13 protein-coding genes are annotated in these 14,356 nt (G+C 55.5%); 7 read left to right on the forward strand and 6 right to left on the reverse strand.

What is annotated here, in order from left to right; all coding sequences use genetic code 11:
- Positions 1–16: 16 nt before the first annotated feature.
- Both ACUN9X_RS16485 and ACUN9X_RS16490 read right to left on the reverse strand, forming a co-directional pair.
- Positions 17–1,357, reverse strand: coding sequence for an AmpG family muropeptide MFS transporter (locus tag ACUN9X_RS16485; RefSeq protein WP_445473783.1), 1,341 nt, complete (start codon positions 1,355–1,357; stop codon positions 17–19).
- A gap of 70 nt (positions 1,358–1,427) precedes the next feature.
- Positions 1,428–1,910 (reverse strand): YajQ family cyclic di-GMP-binding protein, encoded by a 483-nt coding sequence (locus ACUN9X_RS16490; RefSeq protein ID WP_260034790.1) that lies wholly within the window; start codon positions 1,908–1,910, stop codon positions 1,428–1,430.
- A gap of 339 nt (positions 1,911–2,249) precedes the next feature.
- Between ACUN9X_RS16490 and ACUN9X_RS16495 the strand changes: the two genes are divergently transcribed.
- Both ACUN9X_RS16495 and ACUN9X_RS16500 read left to right on the forward strand, forming a co-directional pair.
- Positions 2,250–3,221 (forward strand): GGDEF domain-containing response regulator, encoded by a 972-nt coding sequence (locus tag ACUN9X_RS16495; RefSeq protein WP_260034789.1) that lies wholly within the window; start codon positions 2,250–2,252, stop codon positions 3,219–3,221.
- A gap of 404 nt (positions 3,222–3,625) precedes the next feature.
- Positions 3,626–4,663 (forward strand): AraC family transcriptional regulator, encoded by a 1,038-nt coding sequence (locus tag ACUN9X_RS16500; RefSeq protein WP_445473784.1) that lies wholly within the window; start codon positions 3,626–3,628, stop codon positions 4,661–4,663.
- Positions 4,664–4,665: 2 nt separating this feature from the next.
- On the opposite strand, the gene ACUN9X_RS16505 is transcribed toward ACUN9X_RS16500, so the two are convergent.
- Positions 4,666–5,817 (reverse strand): CaiB/BaiF CoA transferase family protein, encoded by a 1,152-nt coding sequence (locus ACUN9X_RS16505; RefSeq protein ID WP_445473785.1) that lies wholly within the window; start codon positions 5,815–5,817, stop codon positions 4,666–4,668.
- A 234-nt stretch (positions 5,818–6,051) separates the two neighbouring features.
- On the opposite strand from ACUN9X_RS16505, the gene ACUN9X_RS16510 reads away from it, so the two are divergent.
- Positions 6,052–7,086, forward strand: coding sequence for an AraC family transcriptional regulator (locus tag ACUN9X_RS16510; RefSeq protein ID WP_445473786.1), 1,035 nt, complete (start codon positions 6,052–6,054; stop codon positions 7,084–7,086).
- Positions 7,087–7,101: 15 nt separating this feature from the next.
- Here the strand turns inward: ACUN9X_RS16510 and ACUN9X_RS16515 are convergent, their stop codons facing one another.
- The 3 genes from ACUN9X_RS16515 to rmuC form a co-directional block, all read right to left on the reverse strand.
- Positions 7,102–7,932, reverse strand: coding sequence for a hypothetical protein (locus tag ACUN9X_RS16515; protein ID WP_260034783.1), 831 nt, complete (start codon positions 7,930–7,932; stop codon positions 7,102–7,104).
- Between the two features lie 140 nt (positions 7,933–8,072).
- Positions 8,073–8,204 carry a hypothetical protein gene (locus ACUN9X_RS16520; protein WP_445473787.1) on the reverse strand — a complete coding sequence of 44 codons (132 nt, stop codon included), beginning with the start codon at positions 8,202–8,204 and terminating at the stop codon, positions 8,073–8,075.
- A 143-nt stretch (positions 8,205–8,347) separates the two neighbouring features.
- Positions 8,348–9,979 (reverse strand): DNA recombination protein RmuC, encoded by a 1,632-nt coding sequence (rmuC, locus tag ACUN9X_RS16525; protein WP_445473788.1) that lies wholly within the window; start codon positions 9,977–9,979, stop codon positions 8,348–8,350.
- Positions 9,980–10,380: 401 nt separating this feature from the next.
- Between rmuC and ACUN9X_RS16530 the strand changes: the two genes are divergently transcribed.
- From ACUN9X_RS16530 to ACUN9X_RS16545, 4 genes are all read left to right on the forward strand, one after another.
- Positions 10,381–10,734, forward strand: coding sequence for a hypothetical protein (locus ACUN9X_RS16530; protein WP_260034782.1), 354 nt, complete (start codon positions 10,381–10,383; stop codon positions 10,732–10,734).
- A gap of 253 nt (positions 10,735–10,987) precedes the next feature.
- Positions 10,988–11,830: an ATP-dependent zinc protease family protein gene (locus ACUN9X_RS16535; protein WP_260034781.1), complete on the forward strand. Its 843-nt coding sequence runs from the start codon at positions 10,988–10,990 to the stop codon at positions 11,828–11,830.
- Positions 11,827–13,338, forward strand: coding sequence for an inactive transglutaminase family protein (locus ACUN9X_RS16540; RefSeq protein WP_260034780.1), 1,512 nt, complete (start codon positions 11,827–11,829; stop codon positions 13,336–13,338). The genes ACUN9X_RS16535 and ACUN9X_RS16540 overlap by 4 nt, the downstream gene beginning before the upstream one ends.
- Positions 13,338–14,327 carry an alpha-L-glutamate ligase-like protein gene (locus ACUN9X_RS16545; RefSeq protein WP_260034779.1) on the forward strand — a complete coding sequence of 330 codons (990 nt, stop codon included), beginning with the start codon at positions 13,338–13,340 and terminating at the stop codon, positions 14,325–14,327. Before ACUN9X_RS16540 ends, ACUN9X_RS16545 begins: the two co-directional genes overlap by 1 nt.
- Positions 14,328–14,356: the final 29 nt, after the last annotated feature.

Here is a 14,356-nt window from a genome sequence, read left to right on the forward strand (position 1 = left end):
AGACGGGACGTTAGCTCTACGCCCGACCGCCCTCAGATGCCTCACGCTGCAGTTGCGGCGACAGGGCATCCAGCCTTGCGCCATGACGCAGCATCCACCACGCCAACCCGATTGCGGGCAATCCCATAAGCGCCGAAATCAGGAAGAATTCGGCGTACCCAAACCCCGCAACCACAACGCCCGAAAAGCCCCCGATAAACTTGCCAGGCAAGGTCATTAACGAACTGAACAGTGCATACTGCGTCGCCGTAAAGGAGGCACTGGTCATACTGGACAACCAGGCGATCAACGCGACATTGGCAATACCGCCACTGAGATTATCAGCGCTCACAACGACACCCAATGTGACGAGATTCGGGGGATGCTGGGAAATTGCGATAAACAGCAAATTGGTTGCGGCAGTCAGAATGGCGCCCAGCAGCAGGATTTTCCTGACGCCATAGCGCATCACCAACACACCACCAAGCCCTGAACCGGCGATCGTCATCGCAAAACCGAATACCTTGGTGATGTCGGCAACGTCCGTCTTCGAGAACCCCATATACGTGAGGTAAAACGGATTCGCCATGACCCCCATTGAGATATCGCAGATCCGGTAAGTGGCGATCAGAATCAGGATAAAAACAGAGAGCTCACGGTAGCGGCCAAAAAAATCCAGGAACGGGCCGAGCACTGCAGCCGAAAACCAGCCCGCGACACGCGCCAGCACAGGTGGCAGATGGGCCCGCTTCAACGTCTCCTGCTCGACTTTGTCTGCAAGGTCCCGGGCCGCTGCGTAGTGATTGACTTTAGGTTCGCGGATCAGCAAAACCGTTGCAATACCGACGCCTACCAGAACCGCCATCACGTCATAAGACATGCGCCATGACCAGAACTCGGCGATATAGAGCGCACCGGCACCCGCAACGAGAAGCGCAACGCGATAACCAAAAATGTAGGATGCCGCCATCGCGGCCTGCAACCTCGACTCCGCTATTTCGATCCGGTAGGCATCAATCGCAACATCCTGGGTTGCAGACGAGAACGCGACCATCAGCCCACACAGTGCCATCAGCGTTGGCGCCTCGACCGGATCAACCCGGGCCATCAGCATTAACCCGCTTGCAATACCGAGTTGCGCCAGCAACATCCAGCTTCTGCGCTTACCAAGCCACCGGTCCAGCAATGGCAGCGGCAGCCGATCAACGACCGGGGCCCAAATAACCTTGATGGAATACGTCAGCCCCAGCCAGCTAAAGAAGCCGATAGTCGCGGTTTCGACTCCCACATCGGCCAGCCGGGCATTCAGTGTGGAAAACACCAAAAGAAAGGGCAGGCCCGCCGAGAACCCCAAAAACAGCAATACGATGACCGGCAAGCGGGTGAACGTATGCAGGGTTTCGGCGGCCAGCGTGGATCGGAGCCGATTAATAATGTCAGATCACCTGTTAGTCGCGGAAATTATTGAACTGCAGTGGCAAGTCCAGATCTGATTCACGCAGCACGGCCATGGCTGCCTGGAGATCGTCCCGCTTTTTGCCGGTCACCCGGACCTTGTCGCCCTGAATACTCGCCTGAACCTTCATCTTCTGATCCTTGATCAGCTTGACGATTTTTTTGGCGTCGTCAGTCTCAATCCCCTGCTTCAGGGTGAAATGCTGCTTGACCAGTTTGCCGGACTTGCTGTCGCCGTCTTCCACTATCGCACGTGCATCGATGTTTCGCTTGGCAAACGCCATGCGTAGCATATCGACCAACTGCTCGAGCTGGAACTCTTCCTGGGCGCTGAGCGTGATACCTTTGTCATCCAGTTCGAAGTCGGCTTCTACATTTTTGAAATCCCAACGATTACCCAGATCACGCTTGGCCTGATCAACGGCATTGGTTACTTCGTGCATATCAATTTCTGAAACAATGTCAAAAGTAGGCATGACAGATATCCTTTCAATACAGGGGTCTTTGTCTGGATCTTCGTCGGCATTTGCCGCGCCGGAATACGCGCGATCGAAGGCGTCAAAATGCGGAGGCGGTCACGCAATGCCACCACAGTACGCCGCAACACCGGGATTATGTCCGCAGGTTTTACAATTAACAGCAGAAGGACGCCCGATTCGCGCTATAATGCCCGCGAAAAAAGCACGGACATTCACTGTGTATGCCGCCTGACGCGACCCACAGAGAACCGCAGGTGCGCCTCCTTTCGGTCGCCAAGGATAGCAATTCGGCCGCAATGCCGCATCATGGATCGAAACCAAGAGTAGTAAAATAGCATGCCAAATCTTGATCTCCCCATTCTTGTTGTTGATGACGCCAAGTTCAGCAGCATGGTCGTTAGCCGCGCCCTGAAAAAAGCAGGCTATCGCGACGTCCGGGTGGTTAATAACGCCTCCGACGCCCTTCAGTTGATGGAGCAACGCGCGGTTAGCGTGCTGGTCGCCGATTGGCTGATGCCTGAAATGGATGGCCTGGAGCTTACCGACAAGGTGCGGCAACTGGACGAACAACAGAACCATTACACCTATGTGATCCTGCTGACGGCCCGTGAGAGTGTTGCAGCGCTGTCAGAAGCATTCGATCGAGGCGTGGATGATTTCATCTATAAATCGGACATGAGCAAGCAATTGCTGCCAAGGGTGTTTGCCGCGGACCGCATGGCTGACCGTCAGAATACCTTGTTGACTGCAAACGCCCTGCTGATCGAAAACAACCGTGAGCTGGAATCCCGCAATATCATCGACCTGGAAACGGGCCTGTGTAACAACAGCTATGCCCGGGAACGTCTTGAACGCAGCCTGCGACAGGCCGAAGCCCGCGGCGGCGCATCAGCTTATGTGCTGGTCGGTATCCGCAACTGGCAACCTCTCAAACGCCAGCACAGTGCCGGCACCATGAGCGAACTGGCCGTTGGCATCGGTCGGCGCCTGAGCCACCTGATTAGACCAATGGACGCACTATGCCGAGTGGGCGATAACCAGTACGCGATCATCGCTCACTTTGAAAACCCGGAGCATTGCACAACCAGTGCATTCCGACGCATATACGACGGCATCAATCACAAGGCGCTCAAAACAACGGCCGGCTACATCTCGGTTGAAGCCGGTATGGCGCTCTGCCGCATCGACGCCCAACTGGGTACGCCAACGGGGCAGGAAGTCGAAAATGCAGCCGTTCAGGGGCTGGTCGAAGCCTACGAGACCCGACTGTTTACCGAGACTCGCCCGGCGGTGTCGGAAAACGCCTGAGGAAATGCCGATTCGTCCTGATGATGGCAGGTGCTTCCTCAGTTGTGCAGTTGCTCACACAACATACCGTTACACTGCGACACGCATCACATACAGACGCCCACGACATCTATCTCTATCATTAGAAATGTGGATGTAGGCAGTATCCCCCATGACGGAGGAGTCAGTAGTCCCTCCGTCGCCAAATGGGGCATCGTCCAACGGATTAACGAATTTTTCAGGCACTTTCGTTGTTTCCAAATTTTTTAGCCGAACTAGAGTATCAGTTCGGCTTTTTATTGCCTGAAATTCCACTTCTCCCATGCTATTACTCGCTGCCCAACAGATTCCGCATTGCCAAATCCGGTGTGCCGTTCTTTAATGTCTGCTCGCAACTCCGAACACACACAATAAAATTGCACAGCATGACAACAGCTAAACAACCAACACTCGGCACCGTATCTGTCGCGGCTATCCGGCAATACCTTCGGGCAGCCGATCACCTTGGCATCGCGACAGCGCCGCTGCTCCAGCAAGCAGGACTCGACCCCCAAAACTTTCAGTCTGACGAAGGCCGGATCGACGGCACCCGCTTCCAGAACTTTATCCGCCTGCTGTGCAACGCCTCCGACAACCCCATACTGGGACTGGAAACCGGAGATTTCGTCCAGCCGGGCTCCTACAGCGTGCTGGGCTATATCACCATGAGCTGCTCTACGCTGGGCGAGGCGATTCAACGTATCGCGCCCTATGAAAAACTGGTAGGTGACATGGGCCTGACCCAGGTTCTGGTCAGCGGAGACGAACTTAACCTGATTTGGCAGTGCGGCTATCCGGATCACGTCGTGCGGCCCCAGCTTATCGACAATGTGATCAGTTCCTGGATTCACTATGCCCGGTGGCTCGCCGATGACCGGGATACCGCACCGATGGCAGTGCACCTTGAGCGGCGCTCACCTGGCGCGGAATATACACATACCTATGCCGAAAGATGGCGCTGCCCGGTTGAGTTCAACGCTGCTGATAACCGGATAATCGCACATAAGGATTTACTCGATATCCCCCTGCGCCAGCCTGATCCCGGATTGCGACGCACACTGGAAGCCCATGCCCAAACCCAGATGGCCGGCATAGAAGATCAGGCGGCACTGATGACGCGCGTGCGCGAGGCTATAAGACAACAACTGGTCCAGGGGGTCAGTCGACAGGATATTGTTGCGGAAAATCTGCGGATGACCCGCCGCACGCTGCAGCGCAAACTTAGCCTGGAGGGCACTTCCTATCAGGCATTACTGGACGATGTACGGCAATCTATCGCGGAAGATTACCTGGCCAATACCACACTGCCGATTCCTGATATCGCCCTGCGCCTGGGGTTCAGTGAAACCACGTCATTTCACCGACAGTTCAAGGCGCGGGTGGGCGTCACGCCCGGAGACTATCGGCAAAAAGGCCAGCCATAAGATCAGCGGCCCTTGGCAGCTTCAGCCAGCGATGCCAATACTTCATCGGTATCCGCACCCAACTTGCGACCAACGAACCGTGACTCGCAGGGTGTGGCACTGAACTTGAGCGGGTGTCCGATCTGGGGCTGCTCGCCGCCGCCCTCGCGACTGACTCCGATTACCATCCCTCTCGCCTGCAGCTGCGGGTGTTCCGAGGCTTCACTGAGCGACAGCACGGGTTCCACACACGCATCCTGCTCGGCAAACACCTCGCTCCACTCCTGCAATGTACGGCTGCGAATGGCCTTCGAAAACGCCTCGCGGAGCATAGCCTGATCTTCAGGTTTCTGACTCAACCCCACCCGGCCGAGCTCCGACACCCCCAGCGCATCGCACAACCGGCTCATGAACTGGGGTTCGAGGCTGCCCACTGACAGCCAGCGCTTATCCGCTGTCTCATAGTAGTCGTAGAAACTGCCGCCATTGAGTAGCGCAGCTTCAGGCTCAGGATTCACGCCGCCGGCGAGACAGGCCGCGCCGGCCATGCCGTTCAGCGCGAAGGCAGCATCCGTCATACTGATATCGACAAACTGCCCTTCGCCGGCTTGCTGGCGATGAATGACTGCTCCCAGAATCCCCATAACCGCGTGATGAGAGCCACCAGCCACATCCGCGACCTGAATACCCAGTGGCGGCGGCCCATCAGCTTTGCGCCCGCAATGGCTGCTGACGCCGGCGAGTGACAGGTAATTGATATCGTGCCCTGCCCTCAGGCGATAAGGACCCGTCTGTCCATAACCGGTAATGGCGCAGTAGATCAGCGATGGATTGATTTGTTTTAGCGTCTCGTAGGACAGCCCGAGCCGCTCCATTACACCGGGTCGGAACTGCTCAATCACAATATCGTAGTCCGCCACCAGCTGTTTGATCGCATCGACGCTTTCCGGCTTTTTCAGATCCAACGCCAACGACCGCTTACCGCGATTTAGATAACCATGCGATGTACTCTCGCCACCGTCGTGTGGCGGCATCACCCGGGTCAGGTCCAGCCGGTCGGGCGACTCGACCCTCAACACCTCCGCGCCCATATCGGCCAGCATCATGGTGGCATAGGGCCCAGGCAGCAGCGTGGTGAAGTCGAGCACTTTCAGACCTTTCAGCGGACCGGCCATAACATCTCCTTTCTGGATTAACTGTTCTCGGGCAACCTGTTGTTGTTTCTGCCTGTTGTTTCTGCGCAGCGTTCTTATTTGAACACAGACTGACAATTTACTCTGTTTGCGCCAACAGCCCGTTCCATCAAAGTAATTGGCCTGATCTTCCATAATTCTTGCCCCGGGCCAGTTTCCATAGCCTGCACTGGCTTCTATGATGGTGCGACTTAAGATGGTTGAGCAGGATAACGGATGGCAGATTTAACGGTTTCCGGACATTTTGTGCGTTCAGCGCTTAGCGGCGCTGAACTGCAAAACCGGGATATCAATGCGTTACTTCGACACGCAGGCATCTCCCCTGACTTACTCAAGGCTCCTCGTGCCCGGGTCAGCAGCGCTCAGTTCAGCCGCCTGATGCAAGTTATCTGGGAAGACATGCAGGATGAGTTCGGCGGGCTGGGCCCAAGGCGCTGCCGACCGGGCACCTTTGCCACTATGTGCACTCTGGCGCTGGAATGCACAACGCTGGAAAGCACGCTGGTTCGCTGCCATCATTTTTCCAATCTGTTCGAAAACGCCGTCTCCATGCGACTTGAAAAAGGGGGCCAGGAAGCACGCCTGGTGCTCGAGATCGAAGGCGAGATCCATGACCCGCAGTACTTTCTGCGTGAGAGCATTCTGGTGATCTGGCACCGCCTCTGCAGCTGGCTGATTGGCCAAGCCATCAAACTGGACAGTGCGCGCTTCAGCTACCCGGAACCCTCCCACGGCGACGAATACCGGCACATCTTTCACTGCCCGCTTCAGTTTGGCGCCAGCCGCACCGAACTGCGCTTTAACAGCCGCTTTCTGAGCGCCCCGGTGATTCGTGATCGTGCCGAGATGAAGCAGTTCCTGAGCACATCGCCGGCCGACCTGCTGGCACGACCGGACGCCGATAACACATTTGCAGGCAAAATCCGCAAGCTGATCGGGCGTGACTTTACACAGCCAACGCCGGATTTTGAGTGGATTGCATCGGAACTTCACGTCAGCCCGCAGACGCTGAGGCGGCGCTTGAAGCAGGAGAATACGTCATTTCAGGAGATCAAGGATTTGCTGCGCCGGGACCTGGCTATTTACTATCTCGGCAAACAGGAACGTGCGATCAATGACATCGCCTATCTGGTCGGCTTTACAGAGCCGTCGACCTTCCATCGGGCTTTCAAGAAGTGGACCGGTATGACCCCCGGCGCCTGGCGGGAAGACGAACCACCGGCGCCGGATTCTTCAGCGGGAACGCGCTAGACCCGCTGCGACTGGTCAAGGCGCCTGTAAGCGGCGGATCAGATCACCCAGCGTGCTTGCCAGCTCTTCAGTCGCATCGGCGTTGGAGCCGAGTTTCAGCCAACGGGAACCATCACGTGGGTCGTAAACCCAACAGGTACGCCCGTCATCCGGGCAATCCCATTTCAGCAGCGGGTTGATGCCGTATACGGGAATCGCATCAGAGGTCACGCGCGAGCGGCCTTTGTCGGTGATTTCAGTTTCCTGTACCTGCAGCTCTCCCTTGCCTGCCGTCACCCGATACTGCAAATCAGGCACGGCGTCTGGCCGAATGATTTTCGAGTTGCCATCCGTCCAGGCATTCAACGCCAACAGACTGTTGGCATGCTGTTGTAATGCATCCCTTGGTGAATTGGTAAGGTATAGCTTTTCGAGTGCGGCAACGTTGTTTTTTGCAGCGGGCTTGATCGATGCAAGGGGCTGAATTTCAACAATACCCTGCTCTCCTGCTCCACGAGATTTTCGATCGCGCTCAATGCGAGTGATCAGGCTCAGGGCTTCGGTGTAATGCTCGCCTTCTGCGCCAGCCGACGTGACATAGGCATCAAGCGCTGCAGTCGCTTCGTTGAAGTGCCCGGCCTGCTGCATAACAAGGCCACGATAAAACTGGTAGTCGGTAGGCTTGATCGTGTCCAGTGCCTGAAGCCGGTTCAGGTACTCACCGGCATCCCCCCATCGATCATCCGCAACGGCTTGCTCAACTGCCAGCATCAGACGCTGGGTCTCGTGCTCTGGAGGTAAAGCGGCCTGTACCGACTCCACCAGAAGCAGACTACTGAACAGGATTCCCATCCACTTGCTTTTCATGCCTGAAATTCTCCGCCGGATAAAACGTAATTGAGGGCACCGTTATTCTAGCCTAAACAATGCCATCCATGTGCCAAGGAGTTGCTGAGTGCAGCAGGAAATCTGTTCTGGGAGGCGGGAGCAAACCGGGGAGGCGCAGTTCAATCCACAATAACGGTATCACCATTGTGCTCGTCGCTATCGCCATCATTGCCGCCGGCGGCAGGCCGGCAGACCATAGGACACGTCTTTGGCATTGAAGGCATCACTGGCAACACTCCTGTAGACGACATTTAGAGGCTGCTGCAAAACGCCGAATAGCCAAGCGTACGTTCTGCATTAGCCTGTTTGACCATGCCACGACGTCATTCTAGGTCAGACAAATCACCCACGCTGTGATCTGAATTCCAATCGAAAGTCCTGCAAGTGACGGTTTTCAGTCATCCGCCGACGCCGGTCCGTCCAGATCCAGCCCGCTCTCTCCTGCGTCGTCCAGCTCTGCGTCGACGTCGTCGTCGACCTCGGCGCGATCCCTCACCGTTTTAGGCAACGTCTTTTTAACCCGAACACCCAGCGCCACAAACCGGTTCGCCTGCGATATCAGATTCCCTTTCCCGCGGGTCAAGGTGTTCATCGCAGAATCATAGGTGCCCTGAGCGGTTTGCAGTTGCGCCCCCAGTTTTTCCATTGATTCCACGAAGACCCGCAGCTTGTCATAAACCGCGCCTGCGCGGTCCGCAATTAGCCGGGCGTTCTGGCTTTGTCGCTCATAGCGCCAGATATTCTCTATCGTCCGCAGTGTGGCCAGAAGCGTGGTGGGCGTAACCACGATAATTTTGTGCTCGAACGCCTCGGCGAACAGGTTTTCATCCTGCTGGAACGCTGCCACAAATGCCGGCTCAATCGGCATAAACAAAAACACAAAATCCGGCGAGTGCAAGCCATGTAACTGGCTGTAGTCCTTTTCGCTCAGCTGGCGAATATGCTGACGTACCGCCTCGACGTGTGCCTTCAGCGCCTCCGCTTTCGCCAACTCGTCATCTTCGGTTACCCATTGCTGATAGGCCACAAGCGACACTTTGGAATCAACAATCAGGTTGCGATTGTCCGGCAGATGCACGACGACATCGGGGCGCAACAACTGACCATCAGCGCCACGGTAACTACCCTGGGTGTCGTACTCGATACCTTTACGCAGACCGGATTTTTCAAGCACCCGCTCAAGAATTAACTCACCCCAGTTGCCCTGGATTTTCTTGTCACCTTTGAGCGCACGCGTCAGATTTGCTGCCTCTTCAGTGATTTGGTGATTGAGCTTTTGCAGGGATTCAATTTCAGTCCGCAACGCCTGCCGGTCCCGGGTTTCGGTGGTGTAGACATCCTCAACCCGCTTTCGGAAATCCGTGAGCTGTTCGCGGAAAGGATTCAGCAAGGTATCCAGACTGGTGCGGGTTTGCTGGCTGAAGCGCTCACTCTTCTGCTCGAAAATGCGATTCGCCAGATTCTCGAACTCCTGCTTGAGCGCATCCCGGTTGCGCTCCAGCAATTCGAGTTTCTCTGAAGTTGAGCGCCGCTCTTCTTCCAGAGTCACTTCCTGCTCTCGAGTTGTAATACGGGCATTTGCCAGTGCCTGGCGGGTGTCATCAAACTGCTGCCGCAGCTCGGCTAACTCTTTTTCCAACGCCTGCTCACGATGCACTGCAGCGGCACGCTCTGCATCCAGAGTCGCGACTCGATTCTCAAGCTCACCGGACCGTTGCCGCCAGGACTCCCTCGCGGTTTCGGCATCCGTCAGCTTTTCCTGCTGACGGGCGTCGGCCAAACCCCACTGTGCTTTCTCTTGCTCCAGCAATGCGCGATCCTGGGAGGCCTGCTGCAATGACGCCTCCAGTGAATCGTTGCGCTGCACCTGTGCGCCGAGTTCAGCTTGTGCAGCCTCTGCTTTTCCAGCCGCCAGTAACCATTTGTGCCGGCACGCAAAGTAAGTGATAACAACGGCAATCAGAGCCGCGACAGCAGCAACCAGGATGACGTACGGCATCATTTCCTGAGAGAAAAGCGAAGGCAATGTCTACTCCTCAACAGTCTTCGTTAGATTGGGTGCAGCCCATTATCCAGCATTACCCCTCAGCCGCCACCTGTGCTTGCATATTCAGGTGCACATGGCCCGCATCAGACTAAAGCCGTAAAGACATTCAGGCGATGGATTGGTAGAGAGTAAGCTTAGGGTGATCCTGCGCTCAGCCGGTTTGATGGACAGGTCTCAAAAAAGCCAATAGCCCTTCTTGTTGATACATCCACCTATGGCATCGGTGCGTAATCTACGCTACAACTCTGACCATAAACATAATAATAAGTCAGTGTTTACAGCGGCTGGCCAGAATCGTCTTCGTGCGATATCCGTGTGACGAAGGGACACTGAATTCAGAGCAATACAGGCTCTGACAAGACATTATTCGAGACAAGATCATGCTGAAAGCTTTATGGCGCAAAACTACCGGACAAGACTGCGCCGTCGCACAAGAGGCCAACACCTCCCAGTTCAACCTTAAAGACCACCTCACGCATACTGGGCAGTATCATCTTGAACGCCTGCAGATGCTGGTTGAGCTGCGTTTTGAGAAAACATTTTCTGATAACACCGATTCTTCGATACGCGACCTGATCCGCTTTACCTCCAGGATTCAGGATCAGGATATTCAACGCGAACTCCTGCTGCTGTACCTCAACTGCCCGCCGGCCGCACAGAATTTCCTCCGCTCTGATGACCTCATTGATTCTGGTCATTACATTCACACTCAATCATCTGATCCAAAAGCCTAGAAGCAGCAACTTGCTGTCTTAATGACACGCGTTCATTAATTCCTTGCGCGAAACCACGACATCGGCCCATCAGGCATATTAAACTTCCACTCAACTTAAAAGCTGATACGTGCAGAACATTGTGGTTTACAGGACCTTACCTATCGGTAAAGCCTTAAACTGACGGAATAATGTATACTCTTGCGCGTCAGATCAGGGTTTGAAAGACGAGCCTAAACAGAATAATTCAGGATTCACTGAACAGAGGTTTCAAATGCTAACGCGCGCAACTCGCTCGCCCTTCCGTTTTTCGTTGATTGGTCTTCTTTGTGCAGCAGCTGCGGGATGCTCAACCGGCTCTTTGCTGGTCGACGAAAAGGATCTCGGCTCAATCGAAACACAGCAGCAAGAACAGTCCACCGAAATCCGCAATCTCAGTGAAGACCTGAAAGCGCATCATCGCGGCATGGTCCGCAACAATAATGAAAATACCCGCGCACTCATCGACACTATTCGCGACCAGATCAAAACACCGGCCTGCCCTGAAAAACCCCAGCCCGTATGTTCAGCACCGCAACCTGCCAACACCAAGGCATCCCAGCGGCTGCAAGGCATGCTTATTGTTGGTGAGCGGGAAAATGTGCACTTCCTTGAGCTTGGCTACACCTATGAAGCCCGGATCGACAGTGGCGCTGAAACCTCATCCCTGGACGCCCGTAATGTCAAGAAATTCGAACGGGACGGCGATAACTGGGTGCGCTTTGATGTGCCAATCCCGGGAGCTGACGGCAAGCTGAAAACCGTGGAACGCCCGGTTGCCCGACGCGTCCGCATTATTCAGTCGTCTCAGGAAGGTGACAGCGACGGCGAAAGCCGGGCCGTTGTGGAAATGCAATTTGCCATTGGCGACCACATACAGAAAGCTGAATTCACGCTTACCGATCGTCAGAACCTGACGTATACCGCGCTGGTCGGTCGAAACATATTGCGCGACGTGATGCTGGTTGATGTGGGCAAAACATTCGCCACTGAGCTACCGGACAAAATCAAGAAGTCCGATAAAGCCGAGAGCAACAAGAAGAAAGACGAAAGCGACAAGAAAAAGGACGACAAGTGAAATCCAGATATCCGTTTTATGCCGCCGTCCTGCTGTTGATTTTCGCCGGTCTCGGCCTATCCATGCTCCGGCATTTTGAACTGGGCATCCCCTGGCTGCCGGGTGAACAGCGTCCGGTGTGGATGATCGAGGCACGCGTCGACTTTGAAGCCAAGGGCGACCCGGTCCTGATCAGCATGAACCTGCCAGATGAACCTCCCGGATTCCGTGTACTTTCGGAACAAGCCGCGTCACCAGGCTATGGTTTTTCAATCGTACAGGATGAAGGTGACAGGCGCGCAGAGTGGTCCATCAGGAGCGCAACCGGCGAACAGACGCTGTATTACAAAGCGCAGTTTATTCCAGACCCGGACGCCAAACCCACGCCCCCACAAAAGCCACCCGTTCCGGAAACAGTCTACTGGGAAGAACCCCAACAGACCGCCGCAACAGAAGTGCTTGAGCTTGCGGCAGCCAAATCAAGCACGCCTGAGAGCATGACGCGGGAGCTGATCAAGCTTCTCGATTCTGCTGACCCCAACCAGAACACCGCCCTGCTGATGGCGGGCACAAACAGGGTTGAATTGCTCGAGCGTCTACTTAACTATGCCGAGATTCCGGCCCGCATATCAGAAGGCATCATGCTGGAAGACGCACGTCGCCGACAGTCACTGCGCCCCTTCCTCGAAATTTACGACGGCGAGCAGTGGCTGACGTTCAACCCTCAGAACGGCCAGCAGGGCCTGCCTGAAAACGTATTACTCTGGAGCCGCGAGACCAGTTCATTGCTGGACGCCATGGGCGCTGATCAGTCAGTGGTCAGTTTTGCGATGCTGCGCCAGACTGTTCCTGCACTGCAATTATCCCGCGCTGAAGCTATGCAGAACGGGCTCGGGTTCCTGAGCCTCTACCAGCTTCCGATTGAAGAACAAAGCATGTTCAAGATGCTGCTTCTGCTGCCGCTCGGGGCTTTTGTGGTCGCCTTCATGCGGATTATTGTGGGTATTCGCACCTCCGGCACGTTCATGCCGGTACTGATTGCCGTCGCGTTTCTGCAAACGTCGCTCGGCCCAGGACTGGTCACGTTCATCAGTGTTGTTGCCATAGGACTCCTGCTACGAGGTTACCTCTCGAGCCTCAACCTGTTATTGGTGTCGCGAATAGCGACTCTCATCATACTGGTTATCTTTATGAGTACGGCGATCAGCATCGTCGGCTATCAGATGGGCTTCAATACAGGGATGACGGTGACCTTCTTCCCGATGGTTATCCTGGCCTGGACGATCGAGCGGATGTCGATTCTGTGGGAAGAAGAAGGCCCGCATGAGGTCGTGGTTCAGGGTGCAGGCAGCCTGTTTGTTGCCATCCTCGCGTATCTGCTGATGACAGTACCGATTGCCAGTCACCTGACCTTCAACTTCCCGGAGCTCCATCTGGTGCTGCTGGCCGTCATTCTGATCATGGGTCAGTACACCGGCTACAAGCTCAGCGAGCTGCGACGTTTCCACCCCATGAAGGACTATGACTGATGCGGTGGATCACTCCACGGGAGCTTAGCAGCCGCGGCATGCTCAATATGAACCGGCGCAATGTGGATTACATTGCCCGGTACAACGAGCGCCATGCCTACCCTCTGGTAGACAACAAGCTGAAGACCAAACTGGTCGCAGCCGAGTACGACGTTGCCAGCCCGAAACTGATGCAGGTGGTTGCCCAGCAACACGAAATCTCCCACTTCCGGGAAAGGGTCGAGAACATGTCCGGATTTGCCATCAAGCCGGCAAAGGGCTCCGGTGGCAAGGGCATTATGGTCATCACCCATCGGGAAGATGACCTGTTTATCAAGGCATCAGGGGTGGCCGTCACCATCGGCGCACTCGAACGCCATCTCACTAACATTCTGGCCGGCCTGTACTCGCTTGGCGGCACGCCCGATGTTGCAATCATTGAAGACCTGATCCAGTGCAGCTCATCACTGACTGACTATTCGTTTCAGGGTGTGCCTGATATCCGGATCGTGGTTTTCAAGGGATATCCGGTAATGGCAATGCTGCGCCTGGCAACCAAAGCATCCGACGGCAAAGCCAACCTGCACCAGGGCGCCATCGGTGTCGGCATCGATATCGCCACCGGCGAGAGCCTCAACGCCGTGCAGTACAACCGACCAGTGACCGTCCACCCGGATACCAACCTGTCACTGAAGCATATCCGTGTTCAGGACTGGCACACCATGCTGCTGATGGCGTCACGCTGCTATGAAGCGACGGGCCTCGGCTACATGGGGGCGGACCTGGTACTCGATGAAACCAAAGGGCCGATCCTGCTCGAGCTTAACGCCCGACCAGGGCTCGCCATTCAGATGGCGAACGGCAAGGGGCTACTTCCCCGCCTGCGTCACGTTGAAGGGATCAAACGCCCTCACCTGACGCCAGAAGCACGGGTGGAGTATGCAATGTCACGGTTCAACCACACCAACTCCCAGTTCGCCGACTCAAGAACAACCAAAGCGTCTGCCTGATTCCGAGAACACGATTCGGGCAACAGAAC

It is taken from the genome of Marinobacter sp. V032, assembly GCF_052645435.1.

Bases quoted from the DNA above. Each gene is read 5' to 3' on its own strand.
- ACUN9X_RS16490 (WP_260034790.1), bottom strand. From the start codon at position 1,910: ATGCCTACTTTTGACATTGTTTCAGAAATTGATATGCACGAAGTAACC.
- ACUN9X_RS16495 (WP_260034789.1), top strand. From the start codon at position 2,250: ATGCCAAATCTTGATCTCCCCATTCTTGTTGTTGATGACGCCAAGTTC.
- ACUN9X_RS16500 (WP_445473784.1), top strand. From the start codon at position 3,626: ATGACAACAGCTAAACAACCAACACTCGGCACCGTATCTGTCGCGGCT.
- ACUN9X_RS16505 (WP_445473785.1), bottom strand. From the start codon at position 5,817: ATGGCCGGTCCGCTGAAAGGTCTGAAAGTGCTCGACTTCACCACGCTG.
- ACUN9X_RS16510 (WP_445473786.1), top strand. From the start codon at position 6,052: ATGGCAGATTTAACGGTTTCCGGACATTTTGTGCGTTCAGCGCTTAGC.
- ACUN9X_RS16515 (WP_260034783.1), bottom strand. From the start codon at position 7,932: ATGAAAAGCAAGTGGATGGGAATCCTGTTCAGTAGTCTGCTTCTGGTG.
- ACUN9X_RS16520 (WP_445473787.1), bottom strand. From the start codon at position 8,204: ATGTCGTCTACAGGAGTGTTGCCAGTGATGCCTTCAATGCCAAAGACG.
- ACUN9X_RS16530 (WP_260034782.1), top strand. From the start codon at position 10,381: ATGCTGAAAGCTTTATGGCGCAAAACTACCGGACAAGACTGCGCCGTC.
- ACUN9X_RS16535 (WP_260034781.1), top strand. From the start codon at position 10,988: ATGCTAACGCGCGCAACTCGCTCGCCCTTCCGTTTTTCGTTGATTGGT.
- ACUN9X_RS16545 (WP_260034779.1), top strand. From the start codon at position 13,338: ATGCGGTGGATCACTCCACGGGAGCTTAGCAGCCGCGGCATGCTCAAT.